This window comes from Enterobacter sp. P82, from assembly GCF_037053385.1.
GTDB lineage: Bacteria > Pseudomonadota > Gammaproteobacteria > Enterobacterales > Enterobacteriaceae > Enterobacter.
In genome coordinates, this window is sequence record NZ_JBALHX010000006.1 from 1 (window position 1) to 15,663 (window position 15,663).

Consider the following 15,663-nt stretch of genomic DNA (forward strand, 5'->3'; position numbering starts at 1 on the left):
GGACCAGCGCGGACAGGAACACATCGCGCTCACCACACCTTACGGTGCCACGCGGCTTAATCAGGGCCATATCGTTGATGAGCAGAACAAACAGCGGGGCTCAGGCTTTGAGCTGCGCACCGATGAATATGGTGTTATCCGCGTGGCAAAAGGGTTGTTCATCACCGCCGACGGACAGCAGAAAGCTGCGGGCGAAGTGCTGGACATGGACGCGGCGCTGAAAGAAATCGACATCTGCCAGCAGCAGATGAAAGCCCTGACCGCCGCCGCAGAACAGGCGCAGGCGCTGGAAGCCGATATCGCGAGCCAGAAAGCGATGTTCGACCAGCGCCTGAAACCGCTGAATGAAATGATCCACTTCCACGGCCCGCAAGGGGTGGCGTTCACCAGCGGCGAGCATATGCAGATGACCGCCAGCCAGAACGTGGCGATAAACGCCGGGGGAGACATCAGCAGCGGCTCAATGGGAAATACTGCGATTCTTGCCGGGGAAGGCGTCGGCCTGTTTGCAAGAACAGGCTCGCTGACCCTGAACGCCAGCGAAGGCCCGGTGCAGATTCAGGCGCAGAACGGTGCGATGCACATCTCCGCAGAGCAGAAGCTGAGCCTGTTATCGGCGAGCGACATGCTGTTTGCAGGTAAGAAGAAGGTGACGCTGATTGGTGGCGGCAGCTACCTGAAAATCGAAGGCGGGAAGATAGAGTACGGGACCAGTACGACGTATACGCGCAAGATTAAGCGTTCAGTGACGACGGGACCCGCTTCACAATCTGTGGACTTCCCGGAAGTTAACCCAGCGATAATGGACAAAATCTGTATTCCGTGTCTGCTAAAAGCGATTCAGGCGAATGAAGGCATTGTGCAGGGAGCATAACGATGGACATCACAGGGTTACTGGCAGCATTGCCCGCCAGAAAAGAAGAAACTATTTGCCTGTTATTCGAAGCGGGCGCACAGCCGGAAGCGGATTTCCTGACATTCAAAGCAAAGCACGAAAACAGACTGCATTCGTTGTATATCCACCCGCAGCTAATGGACTTTCAGAATTACGGTCCCTGGTTGTTGGAGGTGGATGATAAAGAGCAACTAAAGAAATATCTGAATGCCTTACCGGGATGTACTGCCGTGATCACCTCAACCCGCTATCCCCCCTCGCTGGCCGTGCAGTTGTCCCGCGGATGCACCATCGTGCCACCTGAGGGCACAGCTGTGCTGGCGCGCTTCTATGCCAGCCATGTTATTGAAGCATTGGCTGCCCGTGCAGATCATGACTGGCACGCTTGTTTGTTCAGCGACATCACGCAATGGTGGTTTCCCGGCGAAACACATTGGCAACTGCTCAGCATCGCAGCCTCCAACATTGAATACCCCCGAGATCATATCATCCGGCTGGATGAAGCCACCTGGCAGCAGATTTCGGATAAGCCGGAGGTGTCCGGTGTTTTAAAGGCGTGGCAGCAGATGCCAACCAGCCAGAACATTTCACCGTGTGCCCGGCGATTGATGGTACTTAAGGCACTAAATAAAGCTGAAAAGGCAGGTCTGGAAAAGCCCGCAGATCGTATGCTTTATGCGCTTTGCTATCTCAATGGCGGGAAAGGGGTATTGGAATCTGAAGGCTTCTGTACCGCATTGCCCAAGGTTATTCATGGTCAGATCCGATTAAGTCAGGCAATTTCTGGCATCTCATTCTGAAAGGAGTCAGTGCTGATGGGATTTTTTACACGGCTTGAAAAAGTGGAAGGTGCAGTTAACCGTTTTTACGCCAGGCGGAAAGTGTGGCTGTGGAGTGCCGTAGCGCTGCCGGTAGTGTTCGTGCTGGGCTGGATGGTGTGGGTGATGTTTTGGGCTCCCCCGATGGGAGGGGTGACGTTGATTATCCACACACGAATTGACCGGCCTATCCGGGGGTTTAGTGTGAATGGTGTCGCGGGTCCGAATTCTTCTGCACATAATCCCAATAAACCAAGTTTGTATGGTGGAGGGGCTGCAACCTGCTGCGGTGAGATTAAAGGAAAGACAGCGGAGGTCATCTGGACAGTGGATTATACAAAGGCTCAATACAATGCCGGGTTTCGAACTGAAGTGCATAGGGTTGTTATGCCGCTACCGGAGCGTAAACGGGGTGAGGATGACCTGCATGTGTACTTTTTACCGGGAGATCAGGTGCTGCTGGGGTGGAGTGATAATGCCTTCTCCCCCTATGACCCGCGCAGCCCGAACTATACGCCAGCACCGCAGCTGATGGGCAATTAAACAGGGAGTGAGTGCTGATGGGATTTTTTACACGGCTTGAAAAAGTGGACGGCGCAGTTAACCGTTTTTACGCCAGACGGAAAGTGTGGCTGTGGAGTGCCGTAGCGCTGCCGGTAGTGTTCGTGCTGGGCTGGATGGTGTGGGTGATGTTCTGGGCTCCTCCGATGGGAGGGGTGACGTTGATTATTCACACACGAATTGACCGGCCGATTCTGGGGTTCAGTGTGAATGGTGTCGCGGGTGGTAATTCCTCGGCGTTTGATCCCAAAAATAAGTATGCAGGAGAAAACGGGAAATCAACCTGTTGTGGTGCGATTAAAGGGAAGACAGCGGAGGTTATCTGGACGCTGGATGTTACTGGCACACAATATGATGCGGGAATGCGCCCTGAGCAACGCCGGGTGGTGATGCCGCTACCGGAGCGTAAACGGGGTGAGGATGACCTGCATGTGTACTTTTTACCGGGAGATAAGGTGCTGCTGGGGTGGAGTGATAATGCCTTCTCCCCCTATGACCCGCGCAGCCCGAACTATACGCCAGCACCGCAGCTGACGGGCAATTAAACAGGGAGTGAGTGCTGATGGGATTTTTTACACGGCTTGAAAAAGTGGACGGCGCAGTTAACCGTTTTTACGCCATGCGGAAAGTGTGGCTGTGGAGTGCCATAGCGCTGCCGGTAGTGTTCGTTCTGGGCTGGATGGTGTGGGTGATGTTCTGGGCTCCCCCGATGGGAGGGGTGACGTTGATTATCCATAGTAAGCTGAACCGTCCTATTCTGGAGTTCAGTGTTAACGGTGTGGCGGGTGGTAATGCCAGTGCACACGATCCAAATCATAAATATGTAAGTGAAAGTGGTGGAGCATCAACCTGTTGTGGTGCGATTAAAGGAAAGACAGCGGAGGTTATCTGGACGCTGGATGTTACTGGCACACAATATGATGCGGGAATGCGCCCTGAGCAACGCCGGGTGGTGATGCCGTTACCGGAGCGTAAACGGGGTGAGGACGACCTGCATGTGTACTTTTTACCGGGAGATAAGGTGCTGCTGGGGTGGAGTGATAATGCCTTCTCCCCCTATGACCCCCGCAGCCCGAACTATACACCGTCACCACTCCTTGAGGAGAAATAGCGATGGCATTTGATCTGGATGCCTGCATTGCGGCGGCGAACCGGGCATCCCAGGCCTGCGAGTATGGGCTGGGGAGTTGTTCACGAATACTGCATATTGGGTTCTTTTTTGATGGCGTAGGGCGCAATATCGATCAGGATGCGCCTGATAATCGGCTGAGTAATATTGCGAGGCTTTATAGAGCCTATCCCGATAAAGAAAATACAACAAATGTTGCTGTATATGGAAAACATTATATCTCAGGCTTGGGAACCCCTTTTCTCGAAATGGAAGGCGAAGCCCTTCAGCAAATTATGGACGGAACGAGTAACGCGGTGCGGGACGCGCTTAAAGATCAGCCCACCGATGCGCTGAAAGATATTTTTAAAGCCAAAGCGGGCGGTGTCAGCACTCAGGATGCGGTCAGTGAGTTAAGGCAAAAGCTGCTGACCCCGAAGGGCCAGCTCAGACTACTGGGACATGCCACCCTGAAAGGGGCGATTCGGGCAGATATCGAGGCAACTCCCTGGCTGAGGGACAACGAGTTTATCGCCTGGAGCACCGTAAGCGGGGCCGACACCCGGCTGAACAGTGTCAAAATCCGTTTTGAGCGTACCGTTGAAGATGCCCTGAAGCATGGTGAAGTGCCCGTCCGGCTGATTTCGGTATCCGTGTTTGGCTTCGATATGGGCGGAACGCAGGCCCGACAGTTTATCGACCTGCTTCTCAATGATCTGTGCGACCAAGGTGATAACGGAAAGCCAATATACAGGGGAATACCGGTTGATATTGTGTTTGCCGGGTTGTTTGACTGCTCGCGGGATACGCCGATGAGCAGTGACAACGGGCTGGACTATGCCGGCAGCGCAATGGAATGGGCGCCAGTGAAATATGCGGAAACGGCAGGCCAAATCATCTCCCTGTTCGGGCGAAAGTACCTCGACCATCAGTCGCCTCTGCCGGAAGCGGTCAAGCATTCGCTGCATCTGGTGGCGGCACACGAGCGCCGACGCTGGCGCTGCGTGTATCGTACCGGGCGAAAAGGTTTTGAGCACCAGGAAGTGCTGATGCCGGGGTGCAGCGATGATATTGGCGGCGGGTTAAAACCTGATGTGCAAAAACCGAGTGCCGAGCTCAGCCGTGTCCCGCTGCGCAAAATGTATCTGGAGGCCATGAAGGCTGGGGTACCATTTCATGACCTTAAAACCTTGAGAGAAGTATCCGCGACTGTTGCATCATATTTTTCTATTCAAGACAGCGTCGAAAGCCAATCAGTTGATAAATGGGTAGAAACATACCAGAGTGCGGTAAATGCCCGAGCACTCAGCTATCAGGCTCTGAACCGGCATCTTGACGGTTATTTTGAATGGCTGGGCAGGCAGTTTTATGAATACAAGAGTGAACTGCGTCGTCTGGAGGGTATTCGCAGTGGGATAATGACGTCCACGTCGTCAGCGTCAGGTCTGTTGGGGATATCTTCTCAGGCACGTCAGGAGATGGATAGCGTGACAGAAGATATCATCACGCTGAAAAAATACTGGGGCTGGCTGTCGGATGTGGCGAATGCTGCCAGTCTTCTGCTGACACAAACATTTTCTAATCCGCCGGAGATTTATCTGGAGAACATTCTTAAACCAGCGCGTTTGCGCGCTGAGACATTCCTGGAATGTGGTGCAGCAGGACATGATGGCAAAGCTCCTCCGGTAAGATGGTGCGTAGATGCTTCAGTGCTGTATGCGTGGTTTGTTCATGATGTGCAGCGCGCGGAAGGTATCAACGACGGTTATTTTTCGGTGCGCTGGATGGAGCCTAAGTAACAGCAGGCTCATAAACCAGACACGTTATGTACCGGGTGATGGGCGGCTTTTCCCCTGCCGCCCACTCGTCTCCAGCAACAACTCCCTCAGCCACACCTGCGCCGGGTGACGCTGCGTTCGTCCAGCAGGGCATCCAGCGTTTACAGCAGGTTGAGATCCAGAGTGCGCAGAGCCGCTTTCATGAGGTTATTCCACCTTTTTTCAGTTCACTATTATGGTTCTGCCCGCTTTTGACGCCGTGTGTTTCCCGCTATGATGAGCGGCTATTCTAAGGAGAACGCATGGTCTGGATAATGCTGGCAACGCTTGCTGTGGTGTTTGTGGTCGGATTTCGGATCCTGACTTCGGATTCCCGACGCGCCATCAAACGCTTAAGCGAACGTCTGGGGATCACCCCGATGCCCGTTGAGTCGATGATCGACCAGTTTGGCAAAACGCCGGGGAATGAGTTTATCCGTTATCTTGAGCGCCCGGACGAGGCGCACCTGCAAAACGCGGCACAAGTGTTGCTGATCTGGCAGGTCTGCATTGTCGATGGTAGCGAAGAGAACCTGCACACCTGGCACCGCATGCTGCGTAAAGCCCGCCTGGCTGCACCAATCACCGATGCGCAAGTCCGACTCGCGCTCGGCTTTATGCGCGAGATCGAGCCCGATCTGCAGGAACTTAATGCCTTCCAGCTACGCTACAACCAACTTTTCTTGCCGGAAGAGGGCGTGTTTTACCTGCACTGATCCCCTGTAATAACGACAAAAGTTGTCAAATCGTTAAATTCGTCACACTTTTGATGATAAACTGCGCGACTTTTCCGCACGTTTTTATCTTCAGGTGACGCCATGACAGAACATATCCAGCCCACGACCAGACCGCAGACCAAAGAGGTTTCACGCCCGAACTGGTCGGCGGTTTTCTCCGTGGCATTCTGCGTCGCCTGCCTGATTACCGTTGAGTTTTTACCGGTCAGCCTGCTGACGCCCATGGCGCAGGATCTGGGCATTTCCGAAGGTGTGGCGGGACAGTCTGTTACCGTAACCGCCTTTGTGGCGATGTTCGCCAGCCTGTTTATCACCCAGGTGATTGGCACCATTGACCGCCGCAAAGTGGTTATTCTGTTTAGCGTGCTGCTGACGCTCTCCTGCCTGCTGGTCTCGTTTGCTGAAAGCTTCACGTTGCTGCTGCTTGGCCGTGCCTGTCTGGGCTTAGGCTTGGGCGGCTTCTGGGCAATGTCCGCCTCACTGACCATGCGGCTTGTACCAGCCCGCACGGTGCCAAAAGCGTTGTCCGTTATCTTTGGTGCCGTTTCTATTGCTCTGGTGATCGCCGCGCCGCTGGGCAGTTTCCTTGGTGGGATTATCGGCTGGCGAAACGTGTTTAACGCGGCGGCGGTAATGGGTTTTCTGTGCATTATCTGGGTGTGGAAAGCACTGCCGTCCCTGCCCGGTGAAACCGCGCATCATAAACAGAACATGTTCAGCCTGCTGAAGCGCCCGGGTGTGCTGGCGGGGATGACAGCTATCTTTATGTCTTTCGCCGGGCAGTTTGCCTTCTTCACCTACATCCGCCCGGTGTTTATGACCATGGCGGGATTTGACGTGGATGGCCTGACGCTGGTGCTGTTGAGTTTCGGTATCGCCAGTTTTGTGGGCACCTCACTCTCGTCCCAGTTCCTGAAACGCTCCCTGAAAGTGGCGCTGGCGGGCGCACCGCTGGTGCTGGCTATCAGTGCCACGGTTCTGGTGCTGTGGGGTAGCGATAAATGGGTGGCGTCGGCGATTGCCATTATCTGGGGCTTTGCCTTTGCGCTGGTGCCTGTGGGCTGGTCAACGTGGATCACCCGCTCACTGGCCGATCAGGCGGAAAAAGCCGGTTCCATTCAGGTGGCGGTGATCCAGCTGGCGAACACCTGCGGTGCAGCCATCGGTGGTGTTGCGCTTGATCATCTGGGGTTGACGTCACCACTGGTGATTTCCGGCACGCTGATGCTGCTGACGGCGCTGCTGGTGGCAGGGAAGGTTAAAGCGAAGTAGTGTTTTTCTCCCTCTCCCGTGGGAGAGGGTTGGGGTGAGGGCATCAGGCTACGCCGATGCCTTAACCCTTCTACGCGAATCCATCGAAATCAGTACCACCGACGACACGATCAGCAGCGTCCCCAGCCAGTCCGGCAGGGTGAACGCCACGCCCAGCAGGATAACCGACAATAGCGCGCTGCTTAGCGGCTCGGCGCAGCTCAGAATGCTCGCCTTTGGCCCGCCAATCATTTGCGCACCTTTCAGGTACAGGCTGAACGTCAGCGCGGTACCGATCACCACCAGGTAGAAGAACGCCAGCAGCAGGCTGCCATCAATGACAAACGTTGTTCCGCGCCCGGCGTAGAACGGCGTCAGCATTAACCCGGCAATCAACATACTCCAGCCGACAATCGGCAGCGTGCCGTAGCGGGCGATCAGCGTTGACGGGTAAGTGGTATAAAACGCGGCGGCAAAGGCGGAAGCGATCCCGAAGAACAGCGCTGCAGGCGAAATAGAGAGTGAGGTCGGGTCGCCATGCGTCACCAGCAGAAACGTGCCGATAAGCGACGTCATTATCGCGGATAAGACAAACATACCCGGACGTTTTTTCCGCACCAGTGCAAACCACGCCACGATGATGGTCGGTGAGAGGAACTGCAACACTGTCGCGGTGGCGGCGTTAGATTTTTCAATCGTCAGCAGGAAAGTAAGCTGCACGGTGAGCGCGCCAACCAGCGAGAAAATCAGCAGGCTGAGGGCATCTTTGCGATTTTTGATGACCGAGAAAATCTTGTCGCCGTGCACGAAGGAAAGCGTGAGCAGGATAACACCGGTAAACAGCAGGCGAACCATAGTCAGGTAAGGTGAAGAAATATGGCTTTTCTCCATGATGTACTGCGCGCAAACCCCTGAGCTTCCCCATAAAACGGCGGCGATCAGGACGTTTAGCATCCCTTTACGTGTGGAACCCATGTTCTCCCCTGTTATGTTGGTTTTTTCCCAGCATAACATGGGTCGATTGCCTGTGGCGTGCAGCAAGGAGCCCTAAACCAGACTCGTCATGGGAAACGTAGCGGCGTACTTAATAATCTTCCATGCAATCCACCTGACCAATCGCTGCCCAGTAGGCGTCCAGATTGTCGCGCTTCACGGCGGTAATGGCGTTTTTGATCAGCAGTTGATTGGCCTCGGACGACAAAATCATCTCCTGCCAGGCTTTATCGCTCTGCTTTTTCTGTGGCGTACAGGTTTTCTTAATATCTTTAAGGACCTGCTGCTTTATTTGCGCCTCTTTCGCCGGATCCTCCTTTTCCTGAGCATGGACAAACGCGGCGAAGAGCAGACAAACCAGCAGGCAGACCAGGTGCGCAGCTTTCATCAAAACCCCCTTTAGAAACCACATGCTCTTGTGAAATATATCGTTACATTCAGTGTAGCGATTCCAGACAAAAGTATGATTTTCTCTTTTCTGCGCATGAGAATCGCCCACCGATGAAGTTAGTGAATCCCGCCGCCCAGCGACTGCCACAGTGTGATGCGGTTTTCCAGGTCGGTTTGCTGCAGCGCAATCAACGATTCCTGCGCCGACCACAGCGACCGCTGCGCGGTCAGTACCGTCAGATAATCTCCCGCGCCGGCCTGATAGCTGCGCGTTGCCACATCCAGCGTTTTCTGCTCGGCGGCCACGTATTCACGCTGGGCATCAAGCTGTTCGCTCAGCGTTTCGCGACGCGCTAGCGCATCGGCCACATCTTTGAACGCGCTCTGGATGGTTTTCTCGTAGGTGGCAATTAACCCTTTTTTCTCTGCCTCAGCGTAGCGCAGCTGCGCCATGTTGTTGCCGCCGCTAAACAGCGGCAGGGTGATGGATGGTGCGAACGACCAGACCTTCATACCGTGGCTGAACAGGGACGACAGCGAATCGCTGCCCACCCCTGCGCTGGCGGTGAGCGAAATCGTCGGGAAGAAGTTGGCGCGTGCGGCGCCGATATTGGCGTTGGCACTCAGCAGGTTGTGTTCGGCTTCCTGAATATCCGGGCGGCGCAGCAGCGTGCTGGAGCTGACGCCTGCCGGGATCAGGGTGATGGCGTTATCGCTCAGACTCTCCAGCGTACCGGGCAGCAGGTTATCCGGTACGGTCGCGCCCGCCAGCAGATTCAGGGAGTTTTTGTCCTGCATAACCAGGGTTTGATAACTCGCCACGCTGGCCCGCGCCTGCTGGTAAACCGCCATCGCTGAGCTGACGTCCGTTGCCGCCGCGACGCCAACTTGTTGCTGACGCTTCACGATGTTGAGCGAGTTTACGGCGCTCTCCATCGTCGATTTCGCCAGCGCCAGGTTGCTGTTATCGGCGGCGAGAGTAACCCAGGCCGTCGTCAGCTCGCTGACCATCGTCAGGCGGGTGTTCTGGGCGGTGAATTCGCTGGCAAGCCAGGTTTCACGTGCCGCCCGGGACAGGCTCTGGTTACGGCCGAACAGATCCAGCTCGAAGCTGGAGACAGCGCCATTTGCCTCATCGCTGGTGGTCACACTGCTTGCCAGCGTGCGGCTGCGGGTGTGACTCAGTTCTGCGTCCACCGTCGGGAACAATGACGAGCGGGTTTCACCGTACTGGGCGCGGGCGGCGTCGATATCGGCAATCGCTTTTTGCACATCGCGGTTACTGTTGAGCGCCATTGTCACCACGCTTTTCAGACGCGCATCGTTCATCACCTGCTGCCATTGCCTGACCACGGTCGTCGCTTCGCCGTGCGCGCCCGGCAATGTCGCCGGGACGGGGGCATCAGGTCGTTGATAGGTTGGATCGAGCGAGACACAGCCCGCACTCAACAGAGCTAACACTAAAACAGAGACGCGAAACATTATGACCTCCGGTTTGCGCGCTTACCGGAGAACAGACGTTTCACCAGTACAAAGAATAGGGGGACGAAGAAGATAGCCAGTAGCGTTGCGGCGAGCGTACCGCCGATGATGCCCGTACCGATCGCCACGCGGCTGTTGGCCCCTGCACCTGTTGCCACGGCCAGCGGTGTCACACCCGCAATAAACGCCAGCGAGGTCATGATGATAGGGCGCAGACGCGTCTGAGCGGCGCGGATAGCGGCCCGGGTCAGGGAATACCCCTCAGCCACTTTTGCCTCGGCGAATTCAACAATCAGAATGGCGTTTTTCGACGACAGGCCAATGGTGGTCAACAGCGCCACCTGGAAGTAAACGTCGTTGTTCAGGCCGCGCAGGGTGGCGGCCGCTGCTGCCCCCAGTACACCAAGCGGGATCACCATGATAACCGAAATCGGTACCGACCAGCTTTCATACAGCGCGGCAAGGCACAGGAACACCACCAGAATGGAGAGGGCATACAGGCTCATCGCCTGACCGCTCGCCAGTTTTTCCTGCAACGACAAACCACTCCACGCCCATGTGGTGCCGGATGGCAGGCTGTTTGCCAGCTGCTCCATTTTGCTCATCGCCGTACCGGAGCTCGCGCCGCTGGCGTTTTCGCCCTGAATCTCATACGCCGCCGATCCGTTGTAACGCACCAGACTTTCCGGGCCGTATTCCCAGCGGGTGGTGGCAAACGCTGAGAACGGCGTCATGGTGCTGTCGCTGCCGCGTACATACCATTTGTTGAGATCGGACGGCACGGCGCGGTAATCGCTGTCACCCTGGATATAGACCTTTTTCACGCGACCACGATCGATAAAGTCGTTCACGTAGGTTCCGCCCCAGGCGCTTGAGAGCGTATCGGTCACATCGCTGAGGGAGAGCCCCAGAGACACGGCTTTGTTGTTATCAATATCCACCTGCAACTGTGGCATCTGCGGCAGATCGTTGGCACGTACGGCGTGCAGGTCGCTATCCTGATTCGCCTCGCCAATCAGCTGGTTACGCATTTTCAGCAGGGTTTCACGGTCGGTATTACCGGCGGCCATCAGCTCGAAGGTAAAACCGTTGCTTTGCCCCAGACCGTCGACCGAAGGTGGCGTCATGGCAAAAACGGTGGCATCACGAATGGTGCTCAGCTCCTGCGTGGCACGCAGGGCAATGGCCTGGGCGGTGTTTTCTGTGCCTTTACGCTCAGACCAGTTTTTCAGCGAGACAAACGCCATCCCGGCATTCTGGCCGCTGCCGCTGAAGCTAAAGCCCTCAACGGTAAAGATAACGTCGGTATTGGCTTTCTCTTTGGTGAGGAACCACTCACGCACCTGGCGGCTCACCTCTGCGGTACGCACTGCTGTCGCCCCTGCTGGCAGGGTGTACTGCACCATTATTTCGCCCTGGTCTTCCGTCGGCAGGAAGCTGCCCGGCAGTTTCAACATCGCCAGCCCCATCGCGCCGCAGAGCAGGGCGTAGATGACCAGCATCCCGCCGGAGCGGCGCAGTGCGCGCAGCACCTTGTTCTGATAGCCGTGTTCGGTTTTGCTGTAGAAGCGGTTAAATGCGCCGAAGAAGCCTTTTTTGTGCGGTGGGGTGTGGCTCAGTACCGAGCCGCAAAGCGCCGGAGTCAGGGTCAGCGCCACCACGACCGAGAGGATCATCGCCGAAATAATGGTGACCGAGAACTGACGATAGATAACCCCAGTGGAGCCGCCGAAAAACGCCATCGGCAGGAACACCGCGGAAAGCACCAGAGCAATGGCGACCAGCGCGCCAGAGATTTCACCCATCGATTTTTCGGTCGCTTCGCGGGCGGGCAGCCCTTCGTCGCGCATAATACGCTCGACGTTTTCCACCACCACGATGGCGTCATCCACCAAAAGCCCTATCGCCAGCACCATCGCAAACAGTGTCAGGGTGTTGATGGAATACCCGAACAGCGCCAGGACACCAAACGTACCCAGCAGCACCACCGGCACGGCCAGCGCCGGGATAAGCGTGGCGCGGATGTTTTGCAGGAACAGGTACATCACCACCACCACGAGGATAATGGCTTCGAACAGCGTCTGGATCACATCCTCAACCGAGATCTTGATGAACTCGGTGCTGTCTTTCGGGTAGGCAACGTCGTAGCCTTCCGGCATCGCACGTTTAAATTCAGCGATTTTGTTCTTCACCGCCGTGGCGGTATCCAGCGCGTTAGCACCCGGGGAAAGCATCACAGCCATACCCGCAGCCGGGTGGCCGTTCAGCTTCGCGGTCGCGGTGTAATCTTCACTGCCCATCTCTACACGCGCGACATCGCTGATGTGGACGACTGAGCCGTTGGTCTTGCTTTTGATGATGATATTTTTGAACTGATCGACCGTTTGCAGGCGCGACTGGGCGCGCACGGTGGCGGTCAGCTGTTGTGCGTTTGATGACGGCAGCGCACCGATTTTACCAGCAGAAACCTGTACGTTCTGCGCTTCAATGGCGCTTTGAACGTCGGACGGCATCAGCGCGTAAGAGGCCAGCTTCGCCGGGTCGAGCCAGATGCGCATAGCGTATTCAGCACCAAACACCTGCAAGCTACCCACGCCTTCAACACGTGCCAGCGGATCTTGCACGTTACTGACCATCCAGTCGGCAATATCGGAACTACTGGATTTGTCGGTCTTATCGTACACGCCCGCGATCAGCAGGAAGTTACTCTGCGATTTTTCGACCGTGATCCCCGACTGCTGTACTTCGGTTGGTAGGCGTGATTCTGCCTGCTGGACTTTGTTCTGCACCTGAACCTGCGCGGTGTCCGGGTCGGTTCCCTGTTCGAAGGTCACGTTAATGCTGACCGAGCCGTCCGAACTGCTGGTGGAGGTGAAGTAGAGCAGGTTATCCAACCCGGTCAGCTGTTGCTCAATGACCTGGGTGACGCTGTTTTCCAGCGTCTGCGCCGACGCACCCGTGTAGGTGGCGGAAATCTTGATCGATGGCGGGGCGACGTCCGGGTACTGCGCAACCGGCAGTGTGCGGATCGCCAGCATACCCGCGAGCATAATCAGAATGGCGATCACCCAGGCAAATACCGGGCGACGCACAAAGAAACGGGAAAACATCAGGCGTTTCCTCCGTTTGTTTTCATCTCTTCGGCTTTCACTTCCTGGCCGGTGGTGACTTTGTCGGTGCCCTCAACAATCAGCTTATCGCCTGCTTTCAGGCCGCTCAGCACCAGCCATTTGTCACCGTATGTCTCGCCCGTTTCCAGCTGACGCTGTTCCACTTTGTTGCTGGCATCAACGACCAGCGCGGTGGCATTGCCTTTGGCATCGCGGGTAATGCCCTGCTGCGGCGCGAGGATCGCCTCGTTCATGATGCCTTCATCCACTCTGGCGCGCACGAACATCCCCGGCAACAGCTGATGCTGCGGGTTAGGGAAGACGGCGCGCAGCGTAACCGAGCCAGTAGATTCATCGACCGCGACTTCTGTCAGTGCCAGGTGACCTTTTTCGCTGTAGGTACTGCCGTCTTCCAGGATTAACGACACGCTCAGTGTATCGCTGTTGGTGGCGAGGGTTTGTTTACGTAAGCGCAGCAGATCGGCGCTGGAGCGCGTCAAATCGACGTACATGCTGTCCAGACCGCGAATGGTCGCCAGCGCGGTATCCTGCTGGGCGGTCACCAGGGCGCCGGGGGTGACAGAGGAGATGCCGATGCGTCCGGTAATCGGTGCGGCCACGGTGGTCCAGTTGAGGTTAATGCGAGCGCTCTCCTGCGCGGCCTTCTTTGACTCGACGCTGGCCTTGTCCTGCGCGCATGTAGATTTCGCGTCTTCCGCATCCTGACGTGACACGCCGTCGTCTTTCACCAGCTGTGCATAGCGCTGGGCTTTTTGGCAGTCGGCCGCTACCAGCGCCTGGGCTTGTTTCAGCGCCGCGGCGGCTTCATCAAACGCCGCGCGATAGCTGGAAGGGTCAATTTGATACAGCGCCTGTCCGGCTTTAACGGTATCGCCTTCGGTGAACAGCCGCTTTTGAATAATGCCGCCTACCTGCGGGCGCACTTCGGCGCTCATGACTGCGGTGGTGCGGCCCGTCAACTCACTGACGACGGAAACAGGCTGGCTCATGAGGGTGACAATCCCCACTTCCGGAAGAGGATGTTGGGGAGCAGATATTTGCGCATTATCGCACCCTGTCAGGAGGAGTAATGCCGCGATGGAGGTTGTTATGGTTTTCATAATCTTTTTCCAGGGTGAACGATACCTGCCCGTTAATCGCTTAACAGGGAGGAGGGCTATTTAAAGGCACAGCGATACCGCATCTCTGGCTGAGCCAGAAATGTAAAAAAGGGGGATTATTTATTCCCGCTAATTATTCATATGCGATTACTTCGCAGAGAAAAGCATATTTAAAATATCCTGATAAAGGGGTTCTAATTGTTCTGACGGTACTTTTAATGGCGTGAGTCGACGATAAATAGTTCCTTCGATCATCACAGCGGTAATCTCCACGCAGCAGCGAATATGCTTGTCGCTCAGGTGGGGAAACTGCTTTTTCAGGTGCTCGCAGGCGTTGGCGAACATGCGCGATTCGGCTTCTATCAGCATCGTCGCCACCTGCGGATTGCGCGTGGCCTCAGCGGACATTTCCAGCATCAGCGCATCGTCATCTTCGTTGAGGGTCTGTCGCCAGGCGAGCGCCTGCGGCATCCCTTCCACCAGGGTTTTCCCCTGCATCTCCTCAATGCGCGAGTCGATGATTCGGCGGATCATCTCTTCGATAATCGCGTCTTTGTTGCTGAAATAACGGTAAATTTGCCCGACGCTAAGCTTCGCTTCGCTGGCAATCTGCGACATGCTGGCAGCGTGAAATCCGCTGGCGCGAAAGCAGCGGCGCGCGGCGATGATGATCTCGTCCTGACGTTGTTTTTGTCTTTCTTCCAGTTTCGTACTCATCGTCGGCTACCGTGTAAAAGTGAGAATGATCGTTCTCAGTATACGTTTCGGGTGCGTATTGGAAAGGCTTTTTTTATTTACATATTGAATGAATGTTTCCTGGATTAAACAATGGAGGAAATAAGGAGTTTTTATGAAGGTTAAGCTGTGAGATATTCAGATTGCGCTGAAAATAAGGAGAACAATATGCATTTGAGCATCACTAAAAAAGTTACGCCTGAAGAAAAAGAAGAGTTACTGACGGGGCTGAGAGCCTATAACGGGCAGTTTTTAGATCTGGCGAGCTTCAGCGGGGATATTGGCGTTTACGTGCGGGACGAAAAAGGCATCATGCTCGGCGGGCTAATTGGGGTGCGTAAAGGCGACTGGCTGAATATTGATTTTCTGTGGGTCAGCGATAGCGTGCGCGGTTCCGGCGTCGGCGGTCGGATTATCAAAACGGCTGAAGACGAAGCCAGACGCCAGGGCTGCAAGCACGCGCTCGTCGATACCGCCAGCTTTCAGGCGCGCCCGTTCTATGAAAAACAGGGGTACCAGCTTCAGATGTCTTTGCAGGATTATCCTTATCCGGGCATGCAGCGACATTATCTGGCGAAAGCGCTTTAAATCCTGAATCTGTAGACAGGGTAAGCCCGGCAATCGACCGCATATAACTTATCCTTC

The 15,663-nt window shown here is 55.6% G+C and carries 15 protein-coding genes; 9 read left to right on the forward strand and 6 right to left on the reverse strand.

The annotated features are described in order from the left end of the window. The 8 genes from WB237_RS19905 to nepI all read left to right on the forward strand — a co-directional run. On the forward strand, positions 1-874 hold an 874-nt coding region (locus WB237_RS19905), incomplete at its 5' end, for a type VI secretion system Vgr family protein (protein WP_336215710.1). A 2-nt stretch (positions 875-876) separates the two neighbouring features. Next, entirely contained in the window at positions 877-1,695 is an 819-nt protein-coding gene (locus WB237_RS19910) for a DUF4123 domain-containing protein (protein WP_336215713.1), read from the forward strand. A 15-nt stretch (positions 1,696-1,710) separates the two neighbouring features. Continuing rightward, a complete protein-coding gene (locus WB237_RS19915; RefSeq protein ID WP_336215715.1) occupies positions 1,711-2,256 on the forward strand; it encodes a DUF3304 domain-containing protein in 546 nt (181 codons plus the stop codon). Positions 2,257-2,273: 17 nt separating this feature from the next. Further along, the gene (locus WB237_RS19920; RefSeq protein ID WP_336215717.1) at positions 2,274-2,819 is read left to right on the forward strand and encodes a hypothetical protein; all 546 of its coding nucleotides are present in this window, start codon (positions 2,274-2,276) and stop codon (positions 2,817-2,819) included. Between the two features lie 17 nt (positions 2,820-2,836). Then, the gene (locus WB237_RS19925) at positions 2,837-3,385 is read left to right on the forward strand and encodes a hypothetical protein (RefSeq protein ID WP_336215719.1); all 549 of its coding nucleotides are present in this window, start codon (positions 2,837-2,839) and stop codon (positions 3,383-3,385) included. Between the two features lie 2 nt (positions 3,386-3,387). After that, positions 3,388-5,181, forward strand: coding sequence for a phospholipase effector Tle1 domain-containing protein (locus WB237_RS19930; protein ID WP_336215722.1), 1,794 nt, complete (start codon positions 3,388-3,390; stop codon positions 5,179-5,181). Between the two features lie 281 nt (positions 5,182-5,462). After that, positions 5,463-5,915 (forward strand): DUF1198 domain-containing protein, encoded by a 453-nt coding sequence (locus WB237_RS19935; protein WP_028017809.1) that lies wholly within the window; start codon positions 5,463-5,465, stop codon positions 5,913-5,915. 102 nt (positions 5,916-6,017) lie between these two features. Continuing rightward, complete coding sequence (nepI, locus tag WB237_RS19940) at positions 6,018-7,208, forward strand: purine ribonucleoside efflux pump NepI (RefSeq protein WP_336215725.1); 1,191 nt, start codon at positions 6,018-6,020, stop codon at positions 7,206-7,208. Positions 7,209-7,256: 48 nt separating this feature from the next. On the opposite strand, the gene WB237_RS19945 is transcribed toward nepI, so the two are convergent. The 6 genes from WB237_RS19945 to WB237_RS19970 form a co-directional block, all read right to left on the reverse strand. Further along, entirely contained in the window at positions 7,257-8,162 is a 906-nt protein-coding gene (locus tag WB237_RS19945) for a DMT family transporter (protein ID WP_336215728.1), read from the reverse strand. A 109-nt stretch (positions 8,163-8,271) separates the two neighbouring features. Further along, positions 8,272-8,568 carry a YicS family protein gene (locus WB237_RS19950; RefSeq protein WP_023333976.1) on the reverse strand — a complete coding sequence of 99 codons (297 nt, stop codon included), beginning with the start codon at positions 8,566-8,568 and terminating at the stop codon, positions 8,272-8,274. 119 nt (positions 8,569-8,687) lie between these two features. Further along, positions 8,688-10,052 (reverse strand): TolC family protein, encoded by a 1,365-nt coding sequence (locus WB237_RS19955; RefSeq protein ID WP_336215731.1) that lies wholly within the window; start codon positions 10,050-10,052, stop codon positions 8,688-8,690. After that, positions 10,052-13,162: an efflux RND transporter permease subunit gene (locus WB237_RS19960; RefSeq protein ID WP_336215733.1), complete on the reverse strand. Its 3,111-nt coding sequence runs from the start codon at positions 13,160-13,162 to the stop codon at positions 10,052-10,054. Before WB237_RS19960 ends, WB237_RS19955 begins: the two co-directional genes overlap by 1 nt. Next, positions 13,162-14,283 carry an efflux RND transporter periplasmic adaptor subunit gene (locus WB237_RS19965; RefSeq protein WP_336215735.1) on the reverse strand — a complete coding sequence of 374 codons (1,122 nt, stop codon included), beginning with the start codon at positions 14,281-14,283 and terminating at the stop codon, positions 13,162-13,164. Before WB237_RS19965 ends, WB237_RS19960 begins: the two co-directional genes overlap by 1 nt. A gap of 147 nt (positions 14,284-14,430) precedes the next feature. Further along, positions 14,431-15,000, reverse strand: a complete 570-nt coding sequence (locus tag WB237_RS19970; RefSeq protein WP_114979008.1) for a TetR/AcrR family transcriptional regulator — start codon at positions 14,998-15,000, stop codon at positions 14,431-14,433. Positions 15,001-15,186: 186 nt separating this feature from the next. On the opposite strand from WB237_RS19970, the gene WB237_RS19975 reads away from it, so the two are divergent. Further along, positions 15,187-15,606, forward strand: coding sequence for a GNAT family N-acetyltransferase (locus WB237_RS19975; protein WP_114979007.1), 420 nt, complete (start codon positions 15,187-15,189; stop codon positions 15,604-15,606). The last annotated feature ends 57 nt before the right edge of the window (positions 15,607-15,663 follow it).